The sequence below is a fragment of the Dactylosporangium sp. NPDC005572 genome, assembly GCF_040605515.1.
Taxonomy (GTDB): domain Bacteria; phylum Actinomycetota; class Actinomycetes; order Mycobacteriales; family Micromonosporaceae; genus Dactylosporangium.
In genome coordinates this window covers 232,659-255,770 of record NZ_JBEXCY010000002.1, presented here as the reverse complement: position 1 = coordinate 255,770, position 23,112 = coordinate 232,659, and the positions used below count along the sequence as shown (strand labels likewise).

Genomic DNA, 23,112 nt, shown 5'->3' with positions numbered 1-23,112 from the left:
CGAGCCGGGCGCCCATCTCCCGGCCGATCTGGGCGACCTCCAGCGAGTGGGTGAGCCACGCCCGCCACGCCCGCCGCGCCCGCCGGCGAGGCTGCGCCCAGCGCCCACTGCCAACGCAGCACTTCTGATGCATCAAGGTTGATGTATCAAAACTGCTGCGTCTGGCGTAATGCATCAGAACTGACGCATCAAAAGTGATGTATCAGAAGTGATGCATCAGGTGGGGTGGGCTACTCGAACAGTGAGCCGCGGCCGCCTCCCTCGCGGCGGCGGGCTCGGCGGCGCAGTTCGACGACGACCATGTCGACCAGCGCGGTTGCGGCGAGCGCGAACAGCAGGATCGCCAGCCACTCCAGCCCCGCCGCCCAGGCCAGGATGCCCAGGATCGCGCTCGTGACGAAGCCGAACACGGCCAGGACCAGCCGGAGGTTCAGGGCGCTGTACGGGTGCCCGACCGTGCCGCGTGCGCTGCGCCGCTGTGACCGCATGGCTCGCCCCTCAGGTCTTCAACCGGGTGATCCGGTCCTTCAGGATCGTGGTGGCGATGCTCGCCCGGTGCGGCTGCCCGCGCAGGAACGCCTCGGCGAAGCGGACCGCCTGCTGGTACGTCACCTTCGCCGGCATCGGCGGCTCATCGGCGTCGACCGCCACGTCGACCAGCGCCGGCCCGTCGAAGGCGAGGGCCTCGGCCAGCGCGCCCGGCAGCTGCGACGGGTGGGACACCTGCGCGCCGAAGCCGCCGCAGCCGCGGGCCCAGGCCGCGTAGTTCGGGGTGGGGTCGCCGAAGCGTACGCCGTACTCCGGGAAGCCGAGCACCATCTGCTCCCACACGATCATGCCGAGCGCGTTGTTGTTGTTCACGACGACCTTGATCGGCAGCCGGTACCGCGCGGCGGTGTGGAACTCCGCCATCAGCATCGCGAATCCGCCGTCGCCGACGAACGCGATGCACTGGCGCGCGGGGTACTCGTGCTGGAGGGCGATCGCGTAGGGCAGGCCCGGCGCCATCGAGGCGAGCGTGCCGGACAGGTAGAACTCCCGCCGGCCGGTCACCTGCCAGTGCCGCGCGGCCCAGGTCGCGACCGTCCCGGAGTCGCAGCAGAGGATCGCGTCTTGTGCGGCCGCCCGGTCCAGGGCCCGGGCCAGGAACTGCGGGGCGATCGGGTCGCGCTCCGGGTCCTCCAGCGCCGCCATGCGCTCCCGCCAGTCGCTCATCTTGTCCTGGTACCGCTGCAGAAATCGCCGATCCTCGCGCCGGCGCAACCGCGGCAGCAGCGACTCCAGGGTGGCCCCGGCGTCGCCCACCAGCGGCACGTCGGTCGGGATGCGGGTGCCGACCCGGGTCGCCTCGGCGTCGATCTGGACGACGTGCGCCTGTCCGGGTTTGGGGAGGAACTTCGTGTACGGGAAGTTCGTCCCCACCATGAGCAGGGTGTCGCACTCGTCCATCAGGTCCTCGCTCGGGGCCGTCCCCAGCAGCCCGAGCCCGCCGGTGGTGAACGGCGAGTCGTCGGGGACCGCGGCCTTGCCCATGAGCGACTTGACGATCGGCGCGCCGAGCACGTCGGCGGTCAGCTCCACCAGGGCGCCGGCCCGCATGGCGCCGGCCCCGGCCAGGATGGCCACCCGCTCGCCCGCGTTGAGCAGGTCGGCGGCGGCCTGGAGGTCGTCGTCGGCCGGGCGGACCGGCGGGCTCACCCACACCGGCGCGGTCGCCGGCTCGCGGACCGGGCCGACCTCCTCGTACGGGTTGTCGCCGACCGCGGCGACCTGCACGTCGTTGGGGATGGTGAGGTGGGCGACGCCGCGGCGGGCCAGCGCGGTGCGCACCGCGATGTCCACGAGCGCGGGCACCTGGGCCGGGTTGACGATCGGCTCGTTGTACTCGGCCACGTCCTCGAACAGCCGGTCCAGGTGGACCTCCTGCTGGTAGGCGGTGCCGAGGACGCTCGACTCCTGCATCCCGGTGATCGCCAGCACCGGCGCGTGGTCCAGTTTGGCGTCGTAGAGGCCGTTGGCCAGGTGGATGCCGCCCGGGCCGGAGGTGGCCAGGCACACGCCGAGGCGACCGGTCGCCTTGGCGTGGGCGCACGCCATGAACGCGGCGGACTCCTCGTGGTGCACGAGCACGAACCGGACCCGGCGGGCATTGCGCCGCAGCCCCTCCATCAGGCCGTTCACGCCGTCGCCGGGGAGCCCGAACACGGTGTCGACCCCCCAGTCGGCCAGCCTCGCGATGATCGCCTCGCCGACGGTCTGCTTCGTCATACCCCACGGCTTGCCGGTGGCGACGGGTCCAAACCTCGCCGGCCGATCCGGTACCGTGCAGCCACATGGGGCTGCTGGACAGGTTGCTGGGGTCGCCGCGCGAGCGGTTCGCCCGCCGGGTGCTGACGGCCGTGCGGGACGCCGGCGTCGCCGAGGCCCGTTACCTGCCCGAGCAGTTCGCCATCCAGCTGCGGCGGGACTCGAAGACGGCCGCGCCGTCGCTGGCCTATCTCGGCAACCTGTACCGCGAGTGCGCCGGCGCCGGTCGCGAGGAGCGCCGCCAGCGGATCGCGGCGTTCCTGGCGGCGGTCGTGTTCAACCCGGGCGCCCCGGACACCTGGGCGGACGTCGCCGACCTGCTGCGGCCGCTGCTGCGCTCGGAGTCGTTCGGGCTGGGCACGCCCGGCGGGGCGCCGCGCCCGCTGCGCCGGCCCGCGCTGCCGTTCATCGCCGAGTTCGTGGTCGTCGACCAGCCGACCTCGATCATGTACGTCACCGAGTCGCAGCTGTCGTCCTGGGGCGTCACCGAGCGCGCCGTCTACGACCGGGCCCGCGCCAACCTCGCCGAGCTCGCCGAGCGCACCGCCCGCCCGGAGAGCGACGACCAGCCGTCGATCGTGCGGATGGTGGAGTCCGGCGATGCGTACTGGGCGTCCCACCTGCTCGTCGACGGCTGGCTGGCCGGGCAGGAGCGCCACCTGGGCGGCCGCCCGGTCGCGTTCGTGCCGGACACGACCGGCGTGGTGCTGGCCCGCGACGACGAGGGCATCGGCAAGCTCTTCGAGCTCATCGAGGAGGAGTACCGCGAGGCCGCCCGCCCGATCTCGACCATGGCCTACACCGTCGACGCCACCGGCGCCGTGGTCCCCTACGCGGTGCCCGACGGCGACCCGCTGTACCCGGCGGTGCACCGCTCGGAGGTCGTGCTGGCCGCGAACGAGTACGCGGCCCAGGGCGCCCACCTGGAGTCGGACGCGTTCGTGGCGAACCTGATCGTGGCCGAGCGCGACGGGCGCGTGTTCTCGGTCGCGAGCTGGGCCGAGGGCGTCGACACCCTGCTGCCCCGGGCCGACTACGTGGCCTTCTCCGACGACGACGCCGAGCCCTTCTCGGTGGCGTGGGACGACGTGGCCCGCGAGGTCGACCTGGAGCCCGAGCCGGGCGTGCGCCCCGAGCGGTACCGGCTGCGCTCATGGCCGCATCCGGGAGTCGTGGAGCGGCTGCGCCGGCTCGCCTCAGAACCCGGCTAGCACCGCGCGGAGCCGGTCGCGCACCACGGGGTCGTAGGCGTCGGGGTGGGCCCGTGCGGGCTCGGTGCCGTCGAAGAAGCCGCCAGTGCCGTGCTCCTCCAGGATCAGCCGCAGCGTCGCCGCACCGCCCTCGTCGACGGTCGACACCGGCGGCCGGCCCGCCGCGCGGACCATCCCGGTGTCCATGAACGTGGCCGGGTGCAGGCAGTTGACCGAGACGCCGGTGCGCTGCCGCTCCTCGTGCTCGGCGAGCTCGAAGCTCCACACGGCGAGGGCGAGCTTCGCCCGCCGGTAGGCGGTGACCCCGTCGTACTCCCGCTCCAGCTGGAGGTCGGTGAAGTCGATCGGCGCCTGGCCGAGCGAGCCGACGTTGACCACCTTGGAGTGCGCGTTGGCCCGCAGGGTCGGCAGCAGCGCCCGGGTGAGGTGGACCGGAGCGAGCAGGTTGACCGCCCAGCGCAGCTCGTAGCCGTCGGCGGACAGCTCCCGCGGGGCGCCGGGCGCGCCGAACCCGACGCCGGCGTTGTTGACCAGGACGGTCAGGTCGTCGCGGCCGGCGACCGCCTGGGCCAGCCCATCGATCTCGGCGAGGCTGGCCAGGTCGGCCACGAACCCTTCGGCCCGGCCGCCGGCCGCGTGGACCTCGGCGACCCCGCGGTCGACCCTGGCCTTGTCGCGGCCGTGCAGCAGGACGGTCAGCCCGGCGGCGCCGAGCCGCGGCGCCAGCCAGCGGCCGAGGCCGCCGGTGGCGCCGGTGAGCAGGACAGCGTGCACCTGTCCGAAGCTACCTCCGGATCAGCCGCCGAGGCCGCCGAGGCCGGTGTCGTCGGCGTCCTTGGCGTCGAGCACGTCGACCACGAAGCGGAGCGTGCCGGCCGGGGCGCCCTGCGGCGGGGTCTCGCCGTAGGCGTCCTTGGCCGGGATGTCGAGCTGGACCCGGCTGCCGACCTTCACGCCGACCAGGGCCTCGTCCCAGCCGGTGATGACCTGCTGCTGCTTGCCCGACTGCTTCATGCCCACACCGAAGTCGACGGTCTTCTTCTGCGCCCAGGACGAGTCGAACATCTTGCCGTCGACGTAGGTCACGCCGATGTAGTTGACCGTCACCGTCTGGCCCGCCTTGACGGCCTTGCACGGGCCCTCGATGAGGACCGTCTTCTGGGTGTTCTTGACGTCGCCGGTGCCCTTCTCGACGGTCGGCTCGGTCGCGAGCCGCTTGTCGAAGCCGCCGAGCAGCGGCGGGTAGGCGGCCTGGGCGGCCGGCTTGCACTTGGTCTTGCGCTCCTCGGCGCGGTCGCCGAAGTACCAGACGCCGGCGAACGCACCGCCGACGACCACGGCGACGATGACCGTGGCGGCGACCCCCTGGAAGATCCGGCGGCGGTTGGCGGCCTTCTTCGCGGCGAGGCGGGCGGCGGCGCGCTTGTCGGCCTTGGTCAGCGGCGGGGGCGCACCCTTGCCCTTCTTGACGTCGGCCTTGACCTTCTTGTCCGATGCGTCCGGCTCATCGGCCTTGTCGCCTTCGTCCGGCTCGCCGGAAGCATCCCCGGCGGGCTCGTCCGTGGTCTCGGACGACTCCGTGGACGGCTCCTCGGACGACTCCGTGGACGCCTCCTCGGACGACTCCGTGGACGAAACTTCCTCCGCCGTGCCGCCGAGGTCCGCGGTCGCCGTCTCCTCGACGGGCGCTTCGCCGGGGGTCTCGACGGGGGTCTCCTCCGGCGTCTCCTGCTCCGGCGCCACGGCCTTCGCCGGGGTGGCCTTGGTCGACCTCGCAGTGCGGCGGCTTCTGCCCCGATCGCTCACAGTTCGACGACTCCCCTGCTGGACGGCCCGACGTTTCGATGGACCTGAGTATGGACCCGATGACGGTTCGGCAGAGCTTCCCATACCACACGCCATGTGGCACGCCCCGGGGCCTCGAGGATTGGCCTAAGGTCAGGGTATGGGCAACGCTACGGGCGTCGAGATTACCGGACCGGTCTCCGAACGCTTCGCCGAGATCCTCACCGAAGAGGCTCAGAGTTTCCTGGCAGATCTGCACCGGGAGTTCAACGACCGCCGACTGGAGCTGCTGGAGGCCCGCAAGGAGCGCGAAGCCGCCCTCGCCGCCGGCGGGACACTGGGCTTCCTGCCCGAGACGCTCGAGATCCGCGAGGCCGACTGGACGGTGGCCGAACCGGCCCCGGGGCTGGTCGACCGGCGGGTCGAGATCACCGGGCCGACCGACGCGAAAATGACGATCAACGCGCTCAACTCGGGCGCGAAGGTGTGGCTCGCCGACCACGAGGACGCGAACACCCCACTGTGGGAGAACGTGGTCCAGGGCCAGCTCAACCTGCGCGACGCGGTCGCCGGGACGCTCGCCTTCACCTCGCCGGAGGGGAAGCGGTACGAGCTGACGGACGGCCCACGGCCGACGATCGTGGTGCGCCCCCGCGGCTGGCACCTGCCCGAGAAGCACATCCTGGTCGACGGTGAGCGGGCGTCCGGCTCGCTGGTCGACTTCGGGCTGTACTTCTTCCACAACCACCTGGCCACCCGGCCGTACTTCTACCTGCCCAAGATGGAGTCCCACCTCGAGGCCCGCCTGTGGAACGACGTGTTCACGTTCGCCGAGGAGCGCTTCGGCCGGCCGCTCGGCACCATCCGGGCCACGGTGCTCATCGAGACGTTCCCGGCCGCGTTCGAGATGGACGAGATCCTCTACGAGCTGCGCGAGCACTCGGCCGGGCTCAACGCCGGCCGCTGGGACTACATGTTCAGCGTCATCAAGAAGTTCCGGATGCGGGGCAAGGACTTCCTGCTGCCCGACCGCAACTCGGTGACGATGACGGTGCCGTTCATGCGGGCCTACACCGAGCTGCTGGTGAGCACCTGCCACCGGCGCGGCGCGCATGCGATCGGCGGCATGGCGGCGTTCATCCCGAGCCGCCGCGACCCGGACGTCAACCGCGTCGCGCTGGAGAAGGTGTCGGCCGACAAGACCCGCGAGGCGGGCGACGGCTTCGACGGCTCCTGGGTGGCCCACCCCGACCTGGTGCCGGTCTGCCGGGAGATCTTCGACGGCGTCCTCGGCGACCGGGACAACCAGCTCGACCGGCGGCGCGACGAGGTGCAGGTCGGCGCCGCCGACCTGCTCGCCGTCGGCGACACCCCGGGGCAGCAGACCGAGGCCGGCCTGCGCAACGCGGTGAGCGTCGGCGTGCAGTACCTCGACGCCTGGCTCAAGGGCACCGGCGCCGTCGCGATCAACAACATGATGGAGGACGCCGCCACGGCGGAGATCTCCCGCTCGCAGGTGTGGCAGTGGCTGCACAACGACGTGACGCTCGCCGACACGGGCGAGCCGGTGACCCGGGAACTGGTCGAACGGGTCGCCGAGGAGGAGCTCGCGACGCTGGGCGGCGATCTCGCCGCGGCCCGTGCGCTGTTCATGGAGGTGGCCGTGGCGGACGACTTCGTTGACTTCCTGACCTTGCCGGCGTACGAACGGATGCCATGAGCCTCGATGCGCTGGCGGTCGCGCTGCGCGCCCGGCTCCGGCCGGACCAGGTGCTCACCGACCGCCAGCAGCTGCGGACCTACGAGTGCGACGGGCTGACCCACTACCGGGTGATCCCCGGGATCGTGGTGCTGCCACGCACCGCGGAGGAGTGCGCGTTCACGGTGCGGGCGTGCGCCGCGGCCGGGGTGCCGTTCGTGGCCCGCGGCTCCGGCACCGGCCTGTCCGGCGGTGCGCTGCCGCATGCCGAGGGCGCGCTGATCGTGACCTCGCAGCTGCGCTCGATCGTCGAGGTCGCGCCGCAGGACGAGCGGGCCGTGGTCGAGCCGGGCGTGATCAACCTCCAGGTCAGCCGGGCCGCCAACCCGCACGGCTACTACTACGCGCCCGACCCCTCCAGCCAGCAGATCTGCTCGATCGGCGGGAACGTGGCGGAGAACTCGGGCGGTGCGCACTGCCTGAAGTACGGCTTCACCACCAACCACGTCACCGGTGCGCAGATCGTCACGCCCGACGGGGAGCTGGTGCGGCTCGGCGGGCGGGCCCCGGACGCACCGGGCTACGACCTGCTGGGCGCGTTCGTCGGTTCGGAGGGCACGCTGGGCATCGCGACGGAGGTGACGGTACGGCTGGTGCGCCTGCCGGAGACGGTCAGCACGCTGCTGGCCGCGTTCCACGGCACCGACGACGCCGGCGCGGCCACCTCCGCGATCATCGCCGCGGGCGTGGTGCCCGCCGCGGTCGAGATGATGGACGCCCTGGCGATCGAGGCGGCGGAGGCGGCCGTCCACTGCGGCTACCCGGAGGGCGCCGGCGCGGTGCTCATCGTCGAGCTCGACGGGCCCGCCGCCGAGGTGGCGGCGCAGTTCGACGCGGTCGAGGGGTTCTGCCGGGCGAGCGGCGCCTTCGAGATCCGCATCGCGGCCGACGACGCCGAGCGGGCGCTGTTCTGGAAGGGGCGCAAGTCGGCGTTCGCGGCCGTCGGCCGGATCAGCCCGGACTACATCGTGCAGGACGGGGTCATCCCGCGCACCGCGCTGCCGCAGGTGCTGACCCGCATCGGCGAGCTCGCCGCCGAGCACGGGGTCCGGGTGGCCAACGTGTTCCACGCCGGCGACGGCAACCTGCACCCGCTCGTGCTGTTCGACGAGGCGGTCGCCGGCCAGGCCGAGCGGGCCGAGACCGTCTCCGGCGCGATCCTCGACATCTGTGTCGAGCACGGCGGCTCGATCACCGGCGAGCACGGCGTCGGTGTGGACAAGGCAAAGCACCTGCCACGCATGTACTCCGAGGACGACCTCGACACGATGCAGCTGGTGCGGTGCGCGTTCGACCCGCGGGGGCTGGCGAACCCGGGCAAGGTGTTCCCCACCCCGCGGCTGTGCGGCGAGGTCCCTGGCCGGCGCAGGGGACCGCACCCGCTCCAGGAGGCCGGCGTCGCGGAGGTGTTCTGAGCATGACAGCAGTTGCGGACGCCGGTGGGGAGATCGCCGGCGTGCCGGCCGCCGCCGTGGCGACGCCGGCGTCGCTGGCGGAGGTCGCCGACGTGGTGCGGGGTGCCGCGGCCGACGGGCTCGCCCTCGTGGTGCGCGGCGGCGGCACCCGCCAGGACTGGGCGCTGCCCCCGCACCGGCTCGACCTGATCCTGGAGACCGGCGAGCTGACCGGCCTCGTCGAGCACGCCGCCGGCGACCTGGTCGCCGTGGTGCGGGCGGGCACGCCGCTGCACCAGGTGCAGGAGGCGCTGCGCTCCGCCGGCCAGCAGCTGGCGCTCGACGAGCCGCTGCCCGGCGCGACCGTCGGGGGCACGGTGGCGGTGAACGCGTCCGGACCGCGGCGCATGCTGTACGGCACCGTCCGCGACCTGCTCATCGGGGTCACGGTGGTCCGCGCCGACGGGGTCGTCGCCCGGGCCGGCGGCAAGGTGGTCAAGAACGTCGCCGGCTACGACCTCGGCAAGCTGGTCGCCGGTTCGTACGGCACGCTCGGCGTGATCACCGAGTGCGCCTTCCGCCTCCATCCGCTGCCGGCCGCCCGCCGCTTCGTGTCGGTGCCCGTCGACGGGCCGGACGAGGCCGGGCGGGCCCTGTCGGCGGTCCTCGGCGCGCAGGTGGTGCCGAGCGCGCTGGAGGTCGACACCGCCCCCATGACCGTGACCGCGCTGGTCGAGGGCGTGCCGGCCGGCGTCGACCGGCGCGCGGCCGACCTCGCCAAGCTGCTCGGCGACGGCGCCACGGCGGAGGAGTCGCCGCCGGCGGGCTGGGGGCGGTACCCCTGGGGGCCGGGCGACGTCGGCATCAAGCTCACGACGGCGCTGTCCCGGGTGCCGTACCTGCTGACCGCGGCCGGCGTCACCGCCCAGCTGCACGACGCGCCGCTGCAGGTGCGCGGCTCGGCCGGCACCGGCGTCCTCTACGCGGGCCTGCCCGGCGGCACCGACCCGGGCGTCGTCGCCGGCGTGGTGAGCGACCTGCGCGCCGCCACCCGGGCCGGCGCCGGCCACTGCGTGGTGCTGACCGCGCCCCCGGCGGTCCGCGGCCGGGTCGACGTGTGGGGGCACGTCGACGGCCTCGACCTCATGCGCCGGGTCAAGGAGCAGTTCGACCCGGCGGGCACGCTCGCCCCCGGCCGTTTCGTGGGTGGCATCTGATGACCGACCGGACCCGTGACGAGCTGATCAGTGACTGCGTCCACTGTGGGTTCTGCCTGCCGACCTGCCCGACGTACGTGCTGTGGGGCGAGGAGATGGACTCGCCGCGCGGCCGCATCCAGCTCATGCTCCAGCAGTCGCAGGGCGAGCCGCTCACCCCGACGATGGCCGGCCACTTCGACGCCTGCCTGGGCTGCATGGCCTGCGTGACCGCCTGCCCGTCGGGCGTGCGGTACGACACGCTCATCGAGCAGACCCGCGTCCAGGTCGAGGAGGCGGTCCCGCGCGGCCGGGCCGACCGGCTGCTGCGCGAGGCGATCTTCGCCCTGTTCCCGTACCGCTCCCGGCTCGCGCTCGCGAAGGCGCCGCTGCGGGCCTATCAGCTGCTGGGCCGCCCCTTCCGGAGCGTGCTGCCCGCCGCCCTGGCCACGCTGGCCGACCTGGCCCCGCCGGTGCGCCGGAGCCTGCCGCTCCCCGCGCTGATCCCGCCGGTCGGCCCGCGCCGCGCCCGGGTCGCCCTGCTGACCGGCTGCGTCCAGCACGCGTTCTTCCCCGGGGTGAACGCCGCGACGGCCCGCGTGCTCGCGGCCGAAGGCTGTGAGGTGGTGGTACCGCCGGGCCAGGGCTGCTGCGGCGCCCTGAGCGTCCACAGTGGACGTCAGGAGGAGGCCCGGCGCTTCGCGCGCGCCCTGGTCGACACGTTCACCGCGACCGACGTCGACTACCTGGTGGTGAACGCGGCCGGCTGCGGCTCATCGCTGAAGGAGCTCGGCGAGCTGCTGCCGGACGACTCCCGCGCGGCGGCGCTGTCGCTGCGCGTCCGGGACCTGTCGGAGGTGCTGGTCGAGCTGGGCCCGGCCGCCCCGCGCCACCCCCTGCGGCTGCGGATCGCCTACCACGACGCGTGCCACCTGGGCCACGCCCAGGGCGTGCGCGCCCAGCCCCGCCGCCTGCTCGCCGAGATCCCGGAGCTGGTCCTGCACGAGATCCCGGAGGCGGAGATCTGCTGCGGCTCGGCCGGCATCTGGAACATCCTGAACCCGGGCCCGGCCTCCGAACTGGCCACCCGCAAGGCCACGAACGTCCTGTCCACCGGCGCCGAGGTGCTGGTGACGGCCAACCCGGGCTGCCTGATGCAGATCGCCTCGGGCCTGTCCCGGGCGGGCACCACGCTCCGCCTGGCGCACACGGCCGAGGTGCTGGACGCCTCGATCCGCGGGGTCAACCTGCCGCGGTCGGGTTCATGACGGTGGTGAGCCGCCGCGCCCGTGGCGGCGTGCACCGGGGTATGACGACGAAGCTGGTGGACTGTCCCGAGTGCGGGTTGCCGGCGACCTCACGCCCGCAGGGGCGGGTCGCCAGCACCGACGGGCCGGTCGAGCACGTTCATCTGCGGTGCGTGGTCGGGCACCGGTTCCTCGGCCCGTCGGAGATGCTGGTGCATCGCCGACGGGGCCGGTGACGCCCGACGACGCGACGCCGGATCAGTTGGGGCGCAGCGGGCGGCCCTGGCCGTCGACCGGGCGGCCGGCGAGCATCATGATGCCGTCGATGATGAACCACAGCCACAGGCCGCCGGTGATGATCCACGGGATGAACCCGAGGAAGATGAACCAGAGGAAGAAGCCGCAGATGAAGCCGCCCCAGCCGACGACGATGCTCAGGCTCAGCTGGGTCACGCCGAGGGCGATGTTGCCGGCGTAGAGCCGGCCGATGCCGCCCAGCGCGAACAGCAGGCCGGGCAGGAGCTGGAGCAGGCCCGCCACGAGCTTGTTCTTGTCGGAGTAGGGCTGGCCGGTCACCGGGTCGTAGGCCGGCACGCCGACGGCCATGGGAACCCCGTAGGCCGGCTGCCCGTAGACGGGTTGGCCGTAGGGGTCGTAGCCGCCCGAGGTCGGGACGCCGGAGACCGGGAGCTGGTACGTCGGCGTATACGGCGGGCCGGAGCCGGGCGGGCCTGAGGCGGGCGGCGCCGACATCGGCGGCTGGGCCGCGGGCAGCGCCGGCTGCCCGTACTGTGGCTGTTGCCCGTACTGCGGCTGCTGCCCATACGGCGACGGCTGCTGCTGCCCGTAGGGACTCGGCTGGCCATACGGGTTCGCTGCGTATGGGTCTTGTCCATACGGTGGCTGCGTCATGCCCAGCAGGCTACCGCCCCCGCGCGACACTTTTCTGCCCCCGGACGGCCAGTCCGGGGGCACCGGTTGATCGCCGTCGACCGGCCCCAGGTACCACGTCTGCCACACTGGTCCGATGAGGTCCGAGTCCGAGGAGCTGGCCAGCGCGAGCCTGGTCGAGCTGGCGGTGTCCCGGCTGAGCCGGGAGATCCTCGGCGGCGGCGCCGACCCGGGCGAGCGCCTGGTCGAGGAGCAGCTCACGCGCCGGTTCGGGATCAGCCGGGCCCCGCTGCGCGAGGCGATGCGGCTGCTGGCCCAGCAGGGGCTGGTCGAGCACGTGCCGCGGCGCGGGGTGCGGGTGGCGACCCTCTCGGACGTCGACATCCAGGAGCTCTACGCGGTGCGCGACGTCCTGGAGCGGCACGCGGTGACAACGACGCCGCCCGATGCCGACCTGTCCGGCGTCGCGGCGGCGATGAAGGCGATGCAGGAGTCCGACGCCCGCGGCGACCGCTACGACATGGCGACCGCACACCGGGAACTGCACGTCGCGGTGGTCGCGCTGGCCGGCAACCGGCAGCTTGTCCTCGTCTACGAGGCGGTGCTGGTGAAGATCCAGCTGTACATGGCGCTCAACCTGCGGCGCGAGGCCGAGGTGGCGCCGGCGCACGACGGCGTGCACCGGCACGAGCGTCTCTTCGAGGCCGTCGCGCGCCGCGACCCGTCGGCGGTCCTGGCCGCCCTCGACGAACACGGCGCGCGGTCGTACATCCAGTAGGTCGTCCTCAGACGGGCAGCAGTGCCCCGGCCGGCTCGGTCAGCGCCAGGATGTCGCTGGTCAGCGGCTGGTAGATCCGCCGCAGCAGGGCCGGGTCACACGCGCTCGCCACCGTGGCGAACACGGCCCGCGCGACGCGGGCCGCCTCCTCCGGCGGCACCTTGGCGCGGGCCGCCACGTCGGCCAGGAAGTCCAGGTGGACCTCCTGGTCGTACAGGTGCTGGAAGGACCAGAGGGGCTCGGAGAGCGTCGGCGGCAGTTCCGCGGCGAGGTGGTGCACCCACCCGTCGGGCAGCCGGTTGGCCAGCGCGTGCAGCACTCCGCGCACCGCCTGGCGGGCCTCCCGGTCATCGGCGAGCCCGGCCTTCTCACGTACCTCCGCGATGAACACGTCTTCGTACATGCGGCGAACGCTGCCGGGCGCGCAGGTGAGCGGCCATCACTCAGCGGGGACGGCTGTCGGAGCCCCGGATCCGCTCATCCGGAACGGGTGGGACCGTGTCACCCCTGGGGCTTCCAGCATGGCCTGGTACACCGGCCGTCTCATCGTTGGGAGATCCCCGATGACACTCCTGGTCAGCCGCCCCCATCGGCAGCCCCTCGCCGCCATGTTCCCGGCATCCGGCGGCAGCGTGCCCGCCGATGTCGAGGAGACCGACGACGCCTTCATCATCGACCTCGACCTGCCGGGCGCGAACGCCGACGACCTGAACATCGAGCTGCGGGACAACGAGATCCGGGTGACCGGCGTGTTCCGTGAGCGGCGGCGCACCGGCCTGCTGCGGCACCAGTCCCGCAAGCAGGGCGAGTTCGAGTACCTCGTCGCCCTCCCGGGCGAGATCGACGCGGACGGCGTCGAGGCCGACCTCGACAGCGGCGTGCTGGCGATCCGGGCGCCGAAGGCGCGCGGCGCCCGGGCCCGGCGGATCGAGGTGCAGACCCGCAAGGCGATCGCGCGCGAACCCAGGCAGGAGCCGCCGGCCGGGGAGACCCCGGCGGCGCAGGCGAAGCAGATGAAGGAGGGGCAGTCCCGCCCCGGCCCGGCCAGCCAGCGGGCCGCCGGCACCACCGGCACCGGTAGCACGGGCCAGGTGGGCCGCAGCTCGATGACCTGACCACACACCTGAACACGCACGGACGAGAGGACGGCACATGCCAAGGGCTGTCGGCATCGATCTCGGCACGACGAACTCGGTGATCGCCGCGTTCGAGGGCGGCCACCCGACGGTCGTGCCCAACGCGGAGGGGTCGCGGACCACCCCGTCGGTGGTCGCGTACACGGAGACCGGCGAGCGCCTCGTCGGCCAGCTCGCCCGTCGCCAGGCGGTGCTCAACCCGAAGGGCACCATCTACTCGGCGAAGCGGTTCATGGGCCGCCGGTTCGGCGAGGTCGAGGAGGAGAACCGCACCGTCACCTACAACGTCGTCGAGGGCCCCGACGGGATGGTGCGCTTCGAGGTACGCGGGAAGCACCTGTCGCCCGAGGAGGTGTCGGCGCAGGTGCTGCGGAAGTTGGCGGACGACGCGTCGAAGTACCTCGGCGAGAAGGTCACCGAGGCGGTCATCACCGTCCCGGCGTACTTCAACGACGCCCAGCGGCAGGCGACCAAGGACGCCGGCCGGATCGCCGGCCTGGAGGTCCTGCGGATCATCAACGAGCCGACCGCGGCGGCGCTGGCCTACGGGCTGGACAAGAAGGGGCACGAGACGGTGCTCGTCTTCGACCTCGGCGGCGGCACGTTCGACGTGAGCATCCTCGACGTCGGCGACGGCGTCGTGGAGGTGCGCGCCACGGCCGGCGACACCCACCTCGGCGGCGACAACTTCGACCACCGGCTCGTCGACTTCCTGGCCGACGAGTTCAAGCGGGAGCAGGGTATTGACCTGCGCAGCGACCCGCAGGCCCTGCAGCGGCTCACCGAGGCCGCCGAGCGGGCCAAGATCGAGCTGTCGTCGGTCAGCCAGACCCAGGTGAACCTGCCGTTCATCACCGCCGACGCGAACGGGCCGAAGCACCTCACGGCGACCGTGACCCGGGCCCAGTTCGAGGAGCTGACGCACGACCTGCTGGAGCGGACCAACGGCCCGGTCCGGCAGGCGATGTCCGACGCCGGGGTCAAGGACGCCGACCTCGACGAGGTCATCCTGGTCGGCGGGGCGACCCGCATGCCGGCGGTGCAGGCGCTCGTGCGGCGGCTCACCGGCGGCAAGGAGCCGAACATGACCGTCAACCCCGACGAGGTGGTCGCGCTCGGCGCGGCGATCCAGGCCGGAGTGCTCAAGGGCGACGTGCAGGACGTGGTCCTGCTCGACGTCACGCCGCTGTCGCTCGGCGTGGAGACGCTCGGCGGCCTCATGACGAAGGTGATCGAGCGCAACACGACGATCCCGACCCGGCGCAGCGAGGTGTTCTCCACCGCCGAGGACAACCAGCCCGCCGTCGACGTGGTGGTGCTCCAGGGCGAGCGGGAGAAGGCCGCGGACAACCGGGTGCTCGGCCGGATGCGGCTGGAGAACATCCGCCCGGCGCCGCGGGGGACGCCGCAGATCGAGGTCACGTACGACATCGACGCCAACGGCATCCTCAACGTCTCGGCGAAGGACAAGGACACCAACGCCGAGCAGAAGATCACCATCACGGAGAGCGGCACGCTCGACACGAGCGAGGTCGACCGGCTGGTCCGGGAGGCCGAGCAGTACCGCACGCAGGACGCCGAGGCGCGCCGCGCCATCGACGCCCGCAACGAGCTGGACAGCGCCGCCTACCAGGTCGAGCGGCGCCTCGGCGAGCTCGGCGAGCAGGTCCAGGAGCACCAGCGGGCCCGCGCCCAGATGCTCGTCGAGGAGGCCCGGCAGGCGCTGAAGGAGCAGGCGCCGCTGGAACGGGTGCGGCAGCTCACCGAGGACCTGCGGCAGCAGCTCTACGCCCTGAGTCCCGCTGCCGCCTCCACCGAGTCCACCTCTGCCGCTGAGGACGTCATCGACGCCGACTTCAGCACCGGTTGACACCCGCCCGGGGCGCTGCGGCGCCCCGGGCGTCAGCCTCAGGAGGTCCGTCCATGCCGGTTGACATCCGTGACCACTACGCGGTGCTCGGCGTGCCGCGCACCGCCGGCCCGGCCGAGATCCAGCACGCCTACCGCACCCTCGCCCGCCGCCACCACCCGGACGTGAACCGGGAACCCGGGGCGGAGGACCGGTTCAAGGAGATCACCGAGGCGTACCACGTGCTGTCGGACCCGGCGCACCGCCGCCGGTACGACCGGGAGACCCGGCCCGTGCCCCCGGCCACCGTGGACCTCGACCTGGACAACCTCGTCGGCAGCCTCTTCGGCGGCGGGTTCACCGGCTTCGGCGGCAGCCCCGGCGTCGACACCGAGGCGGAGCTCACGATCAGCGTCGAGCAGGCCTACCTCGGCGGGCGCCGCCGGATCACGCTGCCGGGGCCGGCCGGGCGGCCGCGCCAGTACGGCGTGAACATCCCGCCCGGCGTCGTCGACGGCCAGCGCATCCGGCTGGCCGGCCAGGGCGCCGCCGGGTCGCGGGGCGGGCCGCCCGGCGACCTGTACCTCGTGGCGCGGCTCGCGCCTCACCCGCGCTACAAGGTGGAGGGCCGCGACGTGATGGTCGATCTGCCGGTGAGCCCGTGGGAGGCCGCGCTCGGTGCGGCCGTCCCGGTCGGCACGCCCGCCGGCGACGTCCAGGTGGACGTGCCGCCCGGGTCGTCGTCGGGGCGGCGGCTGCGGCTGCGCGGGAAGGGCCTGCCGCATCCGCGGGGGGTCGCCGGCGACCTGTTCGCCGAGGTACGCATCGTGGCACCGGCGCGGCTGTCGAAGCGCGAACGGCGCCTGTTCGAGGAGCTGGCCGCGGCGTCGACGTTCGACCCCCGCGGCACGAGGGACACGCCATGACGACCTACGCGCTGGTACGCCCGACGTACCTCACCCTCGACAGCTTCGCGACCGCGGCCGGCCTGCACCCCGAGCTCGTCGACCGGCTGGTCACGCTCGGCCTCATCGAACCCGTCGTCGACGCCCGCGGCAACCGCTGGTTCCCGGCCCGGGAGCTGCACACGGTCGCCCGCATCCGGCGGCTGCACGACGGGCTGCCCCTGAACTACGCCGCCGTCGGCGTGGTCCTCGACCTGCTCGACCGCATCGACGAGCTGGAGGACCGCCTGCGGCGAGCGTGAAGCCGATGCACTTTCCAGAGGAGGACTTCGATGCTCAAGAGAGAAGCGTGGCTGCTGGGCATCCGCGGGGTGCTCGCCATCGTGTTCGGCATCCTCGCGGTGATCTGGCCCGGCGTCACGGTGATCGCCCTGGCCCTGCTGTTCGGCATCTTCGCGATCGTCACCGGTATCGAGCAGCTCGTGCACGCGATCCGGCCGGCGCCCGGCCCGTCCAACCCGGTGACCGGCTTCGCCGACGGCGGCGGGCCGCGGGCCGCCCGCGCGGTGGCCGGCGTGGTCGGCCTGGTGGTCGGCATCATGGCCATCGTGTGGCCGGGCATCACCGCGGTCGTGCTGGCGATCATGGTCGGCGTCTGGGCGGTGCTCACCGGCCTGGCCGACCTGTGGCTGGCGACCCGCCAGCACGGGGGCTGGTCCCTGGCCCTCATCGGCGCGCTCGCCATCGTCGCCGGGCTGTTCGTGATGGTGCGCCCGGAGGCGGGTGCGCTGGTCATCGCGTGGGCGATCGGCCTGTACGCGATCGTGAGCGGCATCCTGCTCCTGGTCGCCGCCTACCAACTGGGGCACCAGGGCTCGGGCCGCGGCCGCATGGCGGCGGCACACTGAGCGAACCCGGCGGGCCCGCTCACTGCGAGGGCTCGGCTCGCGGGCACGGCCGGCTCGCGGGTTGCGGCCGGCTCGCGGGTTGCGGCCGGCTCGCGGGCGACTGACCCGCGTGTGCACGCCCGCCGGCACGGGCGTCCCACCACGTTTGATGCATCAAGGTTGATACATCAAGACTGATGCATCAGGCGACGGGGCACCCAGGCCGGCGGAGAGCGCTGGCCGCGAGGCCGCCTTGGGCTCGCACGGACGCCCCCCCGGGCGCGACGCCCCGTTGGGCGAAAGCACGACGCACCTGATGCATCACGCACGATACATCAAGATTGATGCATCAGATCCGATGCATCAAGAACGATGCATCAGGAGCGATGCAGCGCGCCGGCGAGGGCGCCCGCGCCGGGAGGACACGCTCGCCGTGGGGCCAACTCAGGTCTCGCGCAGACGCCACTTCCCCGGGCCGGGGCGCAACGCGCCGGCCCGGGGAAGCGCATCGCGCCTGATGCATCACGCACGATACATCAAGACTGATGTATCAAATCTGATGCATCAAGGATGATGCATCAGGAGCGATGCAGCGCGCGGCGGCGAGGGCGCCCCTGCCGGTGGGCGCCCTCGCCGGCGGGCTGGAAGCGGTCAGGATTCGTGCGAGACGTGGGCGTGCACGATGCGCCAGCCCGAGGGCAGCCGGACCCACGTCTGCGACTGCCGGCCCGGCCGCGCCGAGGAGCCCGGGTAGTCGAACAGCGTGGTCACCGTGGCCAGGTCAGCGCCGAACGTGGTCACCACCGTCTCGAAGAGCCGGCGGCCCGGGGGCAGCGGCGGCTGGGCCGCCCGCCAGGCGGCCAGCGCCGCCGCCCCCGCCTGCCGGTCCGCGATGCCGAAGCGGCTCACCTCGGGCGACGACCAGAACGCCTCAGTGAGGGCCGGTACGTCGTTGACCGTCAGCGCCTTCTCGTAGTCGAGGAAGCACTGGATGACCTCGGCGACGACCTCCGGCCGGTTGATCTCCACGGACGGTCACGCCGCCGGGGCCGGCGTGGGGGCCGGGGACGTGGGCGCTTCCGCCATGCCCTCCATGCGGTCCAGTTCGAGCTCGTCGGCCTCCTTCGGGCGGGGCTCGGGGCGGGTCAGCGCGAACAGGCCGCAGACCACCGCGATGAACAGGTAGCCCAGGGCGACCGGGCCGTTGGCGTTCCAGTCGACCTTCTCGCCGTGGATGAGGCCCACGAAGGCCAGCAGCGCGCCCGAGGCCGCGAAGATCGCCGCGTGGATGAAGCGTTTGTCGATGATGAACGCCACGATCGAGCCGAACACCAGGCCGGCCAGGATGGCGCCCTGGCCCAGGACCAGCAGGCCGTTGTAGACGACGCCGTTGCCCTCCAGGGCCGCGTTGCCCACCGTCGCCGCTGTCGTGCCCGCCGCGGCCAGTGAGTTGTCGATCTGGCTTGTCGCCCACTGGGCGATGTTTGGTACGAGGGCCGCGATGACCGCGGCGGCGTGGGCCTTCGGGCTGAACTGGAACGCCTGGGCGCCGATGAGCAGTCCGATGTACAGCAGGATCGGCACGATCGCCGGTAGCGGGAAGATGGCCCCGAGCAGCCCGAACATTCCGAGGAAGCAGAGCACCGCGATGACCACGCCGGTCGCCATCGAGTAGCCGCTGCCGCCGCCGGCCTTCTTCCAGCCGGGATGCCCGACGTAGACGGCCGGCGGGAACGGCGAGCCGAGGGCGGCGCCGATGATCGCGCCGGCGCCGTCGGCCAGCAGCACCGAGCGCAGGTTGTAGTTGTCGCCGGCCGCGGCCGCGCTCTCCACGTTGGACATGCCCTCGGTGAAGTTGTAGACGCCGAGCGGGATCGCGGTCGCGAGCAGCGGCGCCACGTCGGACAGGCCGGAGAACAGCAGGTCCAGGTGGAGGCCGGGCAGGGCGAACCCGATCTCGCCGGCGGCGGCGCTCACCGCGTTGCCGTCCATGGCGCCGCCGATCCAGCCGATCGCGGTGCCGAGCAGCAGCGCGGCCAGGCCGATCGGGAAGTTGCCGGGCAGCTTGGTGTCGGTGAGCAGGCCGATGAGCAGCAGCGCGAACACGGGCAGGGCGACCCAGGCCAGGTTCCACATGCGGGCCGCGGGCAGCATCGAGATGAACGTGATCGAGATGCCGGCGAGCGTGCCCAGCAGGGCGGCGCGCGGCGCGTACCGGCGGATCCAGGGGCCGACGAAGGCGCCGATGAGCACGATGACGCCGATGATGAAGGCCCACGCCAGGCCGGCCTTCCAGGCGAGCGTGGCGTCGTTCGTCTTGAGGTACACCGGCAGCATGATCACGAAGATCACGATGAACATGTGCGGGACGCTCGGCCCGTAGGGAAGGGCAGTGACGTCGGTCCGGTTCTCGCGGCGGGCCAGGCGGCGGGCGAGGAAGGTGTAGTAGACGTTGCCGGCGACGAGGGCGATGCCGAGTGCCGGCAGGATCGCGTGGAACACGTCCCGCTCGCTGAGCTTCACCACGAACAGGCACAGGGAGGTCAGCGTCAGCACGTTGACGAGGACGTTGACGCCGAAGCCGAAGAACGCGTTGGTGTCGCCGCGGACCCACCACGGGACCTTCAGGGCGGTGGTCGAAGAAGCCATGTCGTCACGTCCTCTGTAACGAAGCCTGGAGAGCGGTGATGAACGCGGTGGACGATGCGACCCAGCCGAAGATGCCGCCCTGCGCGGCGATCATCTTCAGGCCGGTCTCCTGGAACTCCGGGAAGTACGAGCCGACGCAGTCCGACAGCACGAGGCACTCGTAGCCGCGGTCGTTGGCCTCCCGGACGGTGGTGTGGACGCAGACCTCGGTCGTGACGCCGGTGACGACGAGGCTCACGATGCCCCGAGCGGTCAGCAGCTCGCCGAGCTCGGTGGCGTAGAACGCGCCCTTGCCGGGCTTGTCGATGACCGGCTCGCCGGGGGCGGGCGCCAGCTCGTCGATGATGTCGTGCCCGTGCTCCCCGCGGATCAGGATCCGCCCCATCGGCCCGGGCGCGCCGATGCGCATGCTGGGGTCGCCGCGGTTGAGCTTCGCGGGCGGGCAGTCGGACAGGTCGGGCAGGTGCCCCTCGCGGGTGTGGATGACCGGCAGGCCGGCCGCGCGGCACGCCACGAGCAGGGCCGCGGTCGGCTCGATCGTCCGGCGCAGCTGCCCGACGTCGTTGCCGAGGGTCTCGCCGAAGCCGCCGGGTTCGAGGAAGTCGCGCTGCATGTCGATGACGAGCAGCGCCGTGGTCGCGGGGTCGAAGGTGTAGGGGCCGGGTAGCGCGTCGAGAGTGGCCACAGTGGACGCTCCTAGGAAGCCGTGGCGGCGATCACGTCCGCGGACGTGGCGACGCAGCCGAAGACCCCGCCCTGCATGGTGACCATGTGCAGGGCGGCGGCGTGGTTGGCGGGGTCGGTGGCACCGGTGCAGTCCGAGAGGATCAGGCACTCGTAACCCCGGTCGTTCGCCTCGCGCATCGTGGTGTGCACGCAGACGTCGGTGGTGATGCCGGTGAGGATCAGGTGCGTGATGCCGTGCGTGCGCAGCACCAGGTCGAGGTTGGTGGCGTAGAAGGCGCCCTTGCCGGGCTTGTCGACGATCGGCTCGCCGTCGGCGGGCGCGACCTCGGGGACGATCTCCCAGCCGGGCTCGCCCCGGATGAGGATCCGCCCGCACGGGCCGGCTGAGCCGATCTCGGCGCCGATCTGTGCCGAGCGCCAGCGCTTGTTCGGCGGCAGGTCGGACAGGCCGGGGTCGTGGCCCTCGCGGGTGTGGACGACCAGCATGCCGAGGCCCCGGACGTGGTCGAGCAGCTTCGCGGTGGCCGGCAGGCCGGCCCGGGTCAGTTCGATGTCGTAACCCATGCTGTCGACGTAGCCGCCCGGCCCGCAGAAGTCGGTCTGCCAGTCGATGCACAGCAGCGCCGTACGGTCCACCGGCACGGAGCCGTCGTAGGGCCAGGCGTACGGTCGTGCGCCGACAACCGGGCCGATCGTTGCAGTCATCGCGCCTCCAAAGCACGAAATGCCCGCCAGCCCCCGCTGGCGCTGATGTCCAGGCCGTCCGCGGTCGCGTAGGCCTCGCACAGGAACCCGGTCACCCGCTCGCCGCCCGCGAGCGACACGTGCCCGAGCGACAGCGGCGGCGGGACGCTGCCGAGCAGCGCACCGACGGCGGCCGGCGGCACGCTCCACACCTCGACCTCGATGGCGACCCCGCCGTCGGCCACGCGGACCAGTCCGGGCACGCCGGTCGCGAGGTAGAAGAGCCGGAAGCAGGGCGCGGTCCGGGTGGCGCGCACGAACCGGCCGCCCAGGGCGACCAGCTCGCCGTTGCGGGCCTCGCCGCGCAGGTGGTGGCCGACGACGGCGATCTCCGTGCCGGTCGCGGCGACCGGAGCGCCGGCCAGGCCCAGCAGCGTCGGCTCCGTGAACGCCGGGCCGATCAGCGACAGGCTGGCCGGGCGGCCGTCCGGGGTGTGGCCGTTCGGGACCGTCACGACGGCCAGGTCGAGCAGGTTGGCGAACTGCGTGAACCGCCCGAGGACCGCGTTGCGCCGCAGCGGCTCGGCGGCGATCTCGTCGAGCGTGAACGTGGTCGGGATCGTCGGCAGCGCCAGCACGTCGATCCGCTCGAACAGCCGCGCGGCCGCCGCCCGCAGCTCCTGGAGCCGGTGCTGGGCCCGGAACGCGTCGGCCGCGCTGAACCGGCGGCCGCCCTCGATGATCCCGCGGGTCAGCGGCAGCACGTCGGCGCCGTGGTCGCGCAGGAAGTCCTCCAGGTCGGCGAGGCGCTCGGCGACCCAGGGCCCGTCGTACAGCAGCCCGCCCGCCTCCAGCAGCGGCCCGACGTCGACGGGGTCGGCGCTCGCCGTGCGCCGGGCCAGGGCCAGGCAGCCCTCGACGTAGCGCTCGGCCTGCCCGCGGTCGCCGTCGAAGTCCAGGGTCTCCGGGCGGGCCACACCGAGGCGCACGGCTTCCGGCGGTACCGCTGCCGCCTCATGCACCCGGCTCCACGGATCGTCGGCCGCGGGCCCGCTCGCCACGGACAGCACCGCGGCGGCGTCGGCCGCGTCCAGCGCGAAGATCGAGACGCAGTCGAGCGAGCGGCAGGCCGGCACCACGCCGGCGGTGCTGAGCAGGCCGCGGGTGGGCTTGAGCCCGACGATGCCGTTGAGCGCGGCGGGCACCCGGCCCGAGCCGGCGGTGTCGGTGCCGAGGGCGAACGCGACCAGGCCGGCCGCCACCGCGACGGCCGAGCCGGAGCTCGACCCACCGGCGATCAGGCCGCCGCCGAAGACGCTCTCGACCGCGCCGTACGGCGAGCGGGAGCCCGTCAGGCCCGTGGCGAACTGGTCGAGGTTGGTCTTGCCGACGAGCAGGGCGCCGGCCGCGAGCAGCCGGTCGACCACCGGCGCGGAGCGGGACGGGGTGTAGGCGAACGCCGGGCAGGCGGCCGTGGTGGGCAGGCCGGCGACGTCGATGTTGTCCTTCACCGCGAAGGGGATGCCGTACAGCGGGAGCTCCCGCGGATCCCGCCGGCCCAGCTCGGCCGCGCGGTCCCGCAGCGCCCCCTCCGGCACCCGGCTGATCCACACGGCCGGCGGCGCGGGCGCCGCGAGGACCCGGTCGGCGACCTCGGCGGGCGTCAGGTCACCGCGCAGGTACGCCGCGCGGAGGGCGGCGATGCCGGTGGAGGTGGCCGTCGAAGTCATGCTGTCGATTGTCGACA

General features: G+C 73.0%; 22 protein-coding genes. 11 read left to right on the top strand and 11 right to left on the bottom strand.

The genetic code is table 11. From position 1 onward, the window contains the following. Positions 1-230: 230 nt before the first annotated feature. Complete coding sequence (locus ABZS66_RS02300; RefSeq protein ID WP_354754304.1) at positions 231-488, bottom strand: hypothetical protein; 258 nt, start codon at positions 486-488, stop codon at positions 231-233. A 10-nt stretch (positions 489-498) separates the two neighbouring features. Further along, positions 499-2,268 carry a thiamine pyrophosphate-dependent enzyme gene (locus ABZS66_RS02295; protein WP_354754302.1) on the bottom strand — a complete coding sequence of 590 codons (1,770 nt, stop codon included), beginning with the start codon at positions 2,266-2,268 and terminating at the stop codon, positions 499-501. A 65-nt stretch (positions 2,269-2,333) separates the two neighbouring features. Between ABZS66_RS02295 and ABZS66_RS02290 the strand changes: the two genes are divergently transcribed. After that, positions 2,334-3,518, top strand: coding sequence for a hypothetical protein (locus ABZS66_RS02290; protein ID WP_354754301.1), 1,185 nt, complete (start codon positions 2,334-2,336; stop codon positions 3,516-3,518). Here ABZS66_RS02290 and ABZS66_RS02285 read toward each other — a convergent pair. Together ABZS66_RS02285 and ABZS66_RS02280 are read right to left on the bottom strand one after the other, a co-directional pair. Continuing rightward, positions 3,504-4,292 carry an SDR family NAD(P)-dependent oxidoreductase gene (locus ABZS66_RS02285; protein ID WP_354754299.1) on the bottom strand — a complete coding sequence of 263 codons (789 nt, stop codon included), beginning with the start codon at positions 4,290-4,292 and terminating at the stop codon, positions 3,504-3,506. The genes ABZS66_RS02290 and ABZS66_RS02285 overlap by 15 nt on opposite strands. 21 nt (positions 4,293-4,313) lie before the next feature. Then, on the bottom strand, positions 4,314-5,324 hold the full coding sequence (locus tag ABZS66_RS02280; protein WP_354754298.1) for an FKBP-type peptidyl-prolyl cis-trans isomerase: 1,011 nt from the start codon (positions 5,322-5,324) through the stop codon (positions 4,314-4,316). A 139-nt stretch (positions 5,325-5,463) separates the two neighbouring features. Here ABZS66_RS02280 and aceB point away from each other — a divergent pair, with 139 nt between their 5' ends. The 4 genes from aceB to ABZS66_RS02260 are packed head-to-tail and all read left to right on the top strand — an operon-like array spanning position 5,464 to position 10,920. Continuing rightward, entirely contained in the window at positions 5,464-7,023 is a 1,560-nt protein-coding gene (gene aceB / locus ABZS66_RS02275) for a malate synthase A (protein ID WP_354754296.1), read from the top strand. Then, positions 7,020-8,477: an FAD-linked oxidase C-terminal domain-containing protein gene (locus ABZS66_RS02270; protein ID WP_354754294.1), complete on the top strand. Its 1,458-nt coding sequence runs from the start codon at positions 7,020-7,022 to the stop codon at positions 8,475-8,477. The genes aceB and ABZS66_RS02270 overlap by 4 nt, the downstream gene beginning before the upstream one ends. A gap of 2 nt (positions 8,478-8,479) precedes the next feature. Then, a complete protein-coding gene (locus ABZS66_RS02265; protein ID WP_354754292.1) occupies positions 8,480-9,673 on the top strand; it encodes an FAD-binding oxidoreductase in 1,194 nt (397 codons plus the stop codon). Next, positions 9,673-10,920: a heterodisulfide reductase-related iron-sulfur binding cluster gene (locus ABZS66_RS02260; RefSeq protein ID WP_354754290.1), complete on the top strand. Its 1,248-nt coding sequence runs from the start codon at positions 9,673-9,675 to the stop codon at positions 10,918-10,920. The genes ABZS66_RS02265 and ABZS66_RS02260 overlap by 1 nt, the downstream gene beginning before the upstream one ends. Positions 10,921-11,157: 237 nt before the next feature. Here the strand turns inward: ABZS66_RS02260 and ABZS66_RS02255 are convergent, their stop codons facing one another. Beyond that, entirely contained in the window at positions 11,158-11,811 is a 654-nt protein-coding gene (locus ABZS66_RS02255; protein ID WP_354754288.1) for a hypothetical protein, read from the bottom strand. A 115-nt stretch (positions 11,812-11,926) separates the two neighbouring features. Here ABZS66_RS02255 and ABZS66_RS02250 point away from each other — a divergent pair, with 115 nt between their 5' ends. Next, positions 11,927-12,568 (top strand): GntR family transcriptional regulator, encoded by a 642-nt coding sequence (locus tag ABZS66_RS02250; RefSeq protein WP_354754286.1) that lies wholly within the window; start codon positions 11,927-11,929, stop codon positions 12,566-12,568. A 7-nt stretch (positions 12,569-12,575) separates the two neighbouring features. Here the strand turns inward: ABZS66_RS02250 and ABZS66_RS02245 are convergent, their stop codons facing one another. Beyond that, the gene (locus ABZS66_RS02245) at positions 12,576-12,971 is read right to left on the bottom strand and encodes a DUF2267 domain-containing protein (RefSeq protein ID WP_354754284.1); all 396 of its coding nucleotides are present in this window, start codon (positions 12,969-12,971) and stop codon (positions 12,576-12,578) included. 160 nt (positions 12,972-13,131) lie between these two features. Between ABZS66_RS02245 and ABZS66_RS02240 the strand changes: the two genes are divergently transcribed. Genes ABZS66_RS02240 through ABZS66_RS02220 form a run of 5 tightly spaced genes read left to right on the top strand, consistent with a single transcriptional unit; the run spans position 13,132 to position 17,366 of the window. Continuing rightward, a complete protein-coding gene (locus ABZS66_RS02240; RefSeq protein ID WP_354754282.1) occupies positions 13,132-13,683 on the top strand; it encodes an Hsp20/alpha crystallin family protein in 552 nt (183 codons plus the stop codon). Between the two features lie 37 nt (positions 13,684-13,720). Beyond that, a complete protein-coding gene (gene dnaK / locus ABZS66_RS02235; RefSeq protein ID WP_354754280.1) occupies positions 13,721-15,574 on the top strand; it encodes a molecular chaperone DnaK in 1,854 nt (617 codons plus the stop codon). A gap of 53 nt (positions 15,575-15,627) precedes the next feature. Then, positions 15,628-16,479: a DnaJ C-terminal domain-containing protein gene (locus tag ABZS66_RS02230; protein ID WP_354754279.1), complete on the top strand. Its 852-nt coding sequence runs from the start codon at positions 15,628-15,630 to the stop codon at positions 16,477-16,479. Then, a complete protein-coding gene (locus tag ABZS66_RS02225) occupies positions 16,476-16,760 on the top strand; it encodes a chaperone modulator CbpM (RefSeq protein WP_354754277.1) in 285 nt (94 codons plus the stop codon). The genes ABZS66_RS02230 and ABZS66_RS02225 overlap by 4 nt, the downstream gene beginning before the upstream one ends. A gap of 30 nt (positions 16,761-16,790) precedes the next feature. Further along, on the top strand, positions 16,791-17,366 hold the full coding sequence (locus tag ABZS66_RS02220; protein ID WP_354754275.1) for a DUF308 domain-containing protein: 576 nt from the start codon (positions 16,791-16,793) through the stop codon (positions 17,364-17,366). Between the two features lie 630 nt (positions 17,367-17,996). On the opposite strand, the gene ABZS66_RS02215 is transcribed toward ABZS66_RS02220, so the two are convergent. Genes ABZS66_RS02215 through atzF form a run of 5 tightly spaced genes read right to left on the bottom strand, consistent with a single transcriptional unit; the run spans position 17,997 to position 23,095 of the window. Next, on the bottom strand, positions 17,997-18,374 hold the full coding sequence (locus ABZS66_RS02215; RefSeq protein WP_354754273.1) for an AtzH-like domain-containing protein: 378 nt from the start codon (positions 18,372-18,374) through the stop codon (positions 17,997-17,999). Positions 18,375-18,380: 6 nt separating this feature from the next. Then, positions 18,381-19,994 (bottom strand): regulator, encoded by a 1,614-nt coding sequence (locus ABZS66_RS02210; protein ID WP_354754272.1) that lies wholly within the window; start codon positions 19,992-19,994, stop codon positions 18,381-18,383. A 4-nt stretch (positions 19,995-19,998) separates the two neighbouring features. Then, positions 19,999-20,679 (bottom strand): cysteine hydrolase, encoded by a 681-nt coding sequence (locus ABZS66_RS02205; RefSeq protein WP_354754270.1) that lies wholly within the window; start codon positions 20,677-20,679, stop codon positions 19,999-20,001. An 11-nt stretch (positions 20,680-20,690) separates the two neighbouring features. Continuing rightward, on the bottom strand, positions 20,691-21,386 hold the full coding sequence (locus ABZS66_RS02200; RefSeq protein WP_354754268.1) for an isochorismatase family cysteine hydrolase: 696 nt from the start codon (positions 21,384-21,386) through the stop codon (positions 20,691-20,693). Continuing rightward, positions 21,383-23,095 carry an allophanate hydrolase gene (gene atzF / locus ABZS66_RS02195; RefSeq protein WP_354754266.1) on the bottom strand — a complete coding sequence of 571 codons (1,713 nt, stop codon included), beginning with the start codon at positions 23,093-23,095 and terminating at the stop codon, positions 21,383-21,385. Before atzF ends, ABZS66_RS02200 begins: the two co-directional genes overlap by 4 nt. Between the last annotated feature and the right edge of the window lie 17 nt (positions 23,096-23,112).

Excerpts from the sequence above, each read along its gene's own strand:
- ABZS66_RS02300 (WP_354754304.1), bottom strand. The coding sequence starts at position 488 with ATGCGGTCACAGCGGCGCAGCGCACGCGGCACGGTCGGGCACCCGTAC.
- ABZS66_RS02295 (WP_354754302.1), bottom strand. The coding sequence starts at position 2,268 with ATGACGAAGCAGACCGTCGGCGAGGCGATCATCGCGAGGCTGGCCGAC.
- ABZS66_RS02290 (WP_354754301.1), top strand. The coding sequence starts at position 2,334 with ATGGGGCTGCTGGACAGGTTGCTGGGGTCGCCGCGCGAGCGGTTCGCC.
- aceB (WP_354754296.1), top strand. The coding sequence starts at position 5,464 with ATGGGCAACGCTACGGGCGTCGAGATTACCGGACCGGTCTCCGAACGC.
- ABZS66_RS02270 (WP_354754294.1), top strand. The coding sequence starts at position 7,020 with ATGAGCCTCGATGCGCTGGCGGTCGCGCTGCGCGCCCGGCTCCGGCCG.
- ABZS66_RS02265 (WP_354754292.1), top strand. The coding sequence starts at position 8,480 with ATGACAGCAGTTGCGGACGCCGGTGGGGAGATCGCCGGCGTGCCGGCC.
- ABZS66_RS02260 (WP_354754290.1), top strand. The coding sequence starts at position 9,673 with ATGACCGACCGGACCCGTGACGAGCTGATCAGTGACTGCGTCCACTGT.
- ABZS66_RS02255 (WP_354754288.1), bottom strand. The coding sequence starts at position 11,811 with ATGACGCAGCCACCGTATGGACAAGACCCATACGCAGCGAACCCGTAT.
- ABZS66_RS02250 (WP_354754286.1), top strand. The coding sequence starts at position 11,927 with ATGAGGTCCGAGTCCGAGGAGCTGGCCAGCGCGAGCCTGGTCGAGCTG.
- ABZS66_RS02245 (WP_354754284.1), bottom strand. The coding sequence starts at position 12,971 with ATGTACGAAGACGTGTTCATCGCGGAGGTACGTGAGAAGGCCGGGCTC.
- ABZS66_RS02240 (WP_354754282.1), top strand. The coding sequence starts at position 13,132 with ATGACACTCCTGGTCAGCCGCCCCCATCGGCAGCCCCTCGCCGCCATG.
- dnaK (WP_354754280.1), top strand. The coding sequence starts at position 13,721 with ATGCCAAGGGCTGTCGGCATCGATCTCGGCACGACGAACTCGGTGATC.
- ABZS66_RS02230 (WP_354754279.1), top strand. The coding sequence starts at position 15,628 with ATGCCGGTTGACATCCGTGACCACTACGCGGTGCTCGGCGTGCCGCGC.
- ABZS66_RS02225 (WP_354754277.1), top strand. The coding sequence starts at position 16,476 with ATGACGACCTACGCGCTGGTACGCCCGACGTACCTCACCCTCGACAGC.
- ABZS66_RS02220 (WP_354754275.1), top strand. The coding sequence starts at position 16,791 with ATGCTCAAGAGAGAAGCGTGGCTGCTGGGCATCCGCGGGGTGCTCGCC.
- ABZS66_RS02210 (WP_354754272.1), bottom strand. The coding sequence starts at position 19,994 with ATGGCTTCTTCGACCACCGCCCTGAAGGTCCCGTGGTGGGTCCGCGGC.
- ABZS66_RS02200 (WP_354754268.1), bottom strand. The coding sequence starts at position 21,386 with ATGACTGCAACGATCGGCCCGGTTGTCGGCGCACGACCGTACGCCTGG.
- atzF (WP_354754266.1), bottom strand. The coding sequence starts at position 23,095 with ATGACTTCGACGGCCACCTCCACCGGCATCGCCGCCCTCCGCGCGGCG.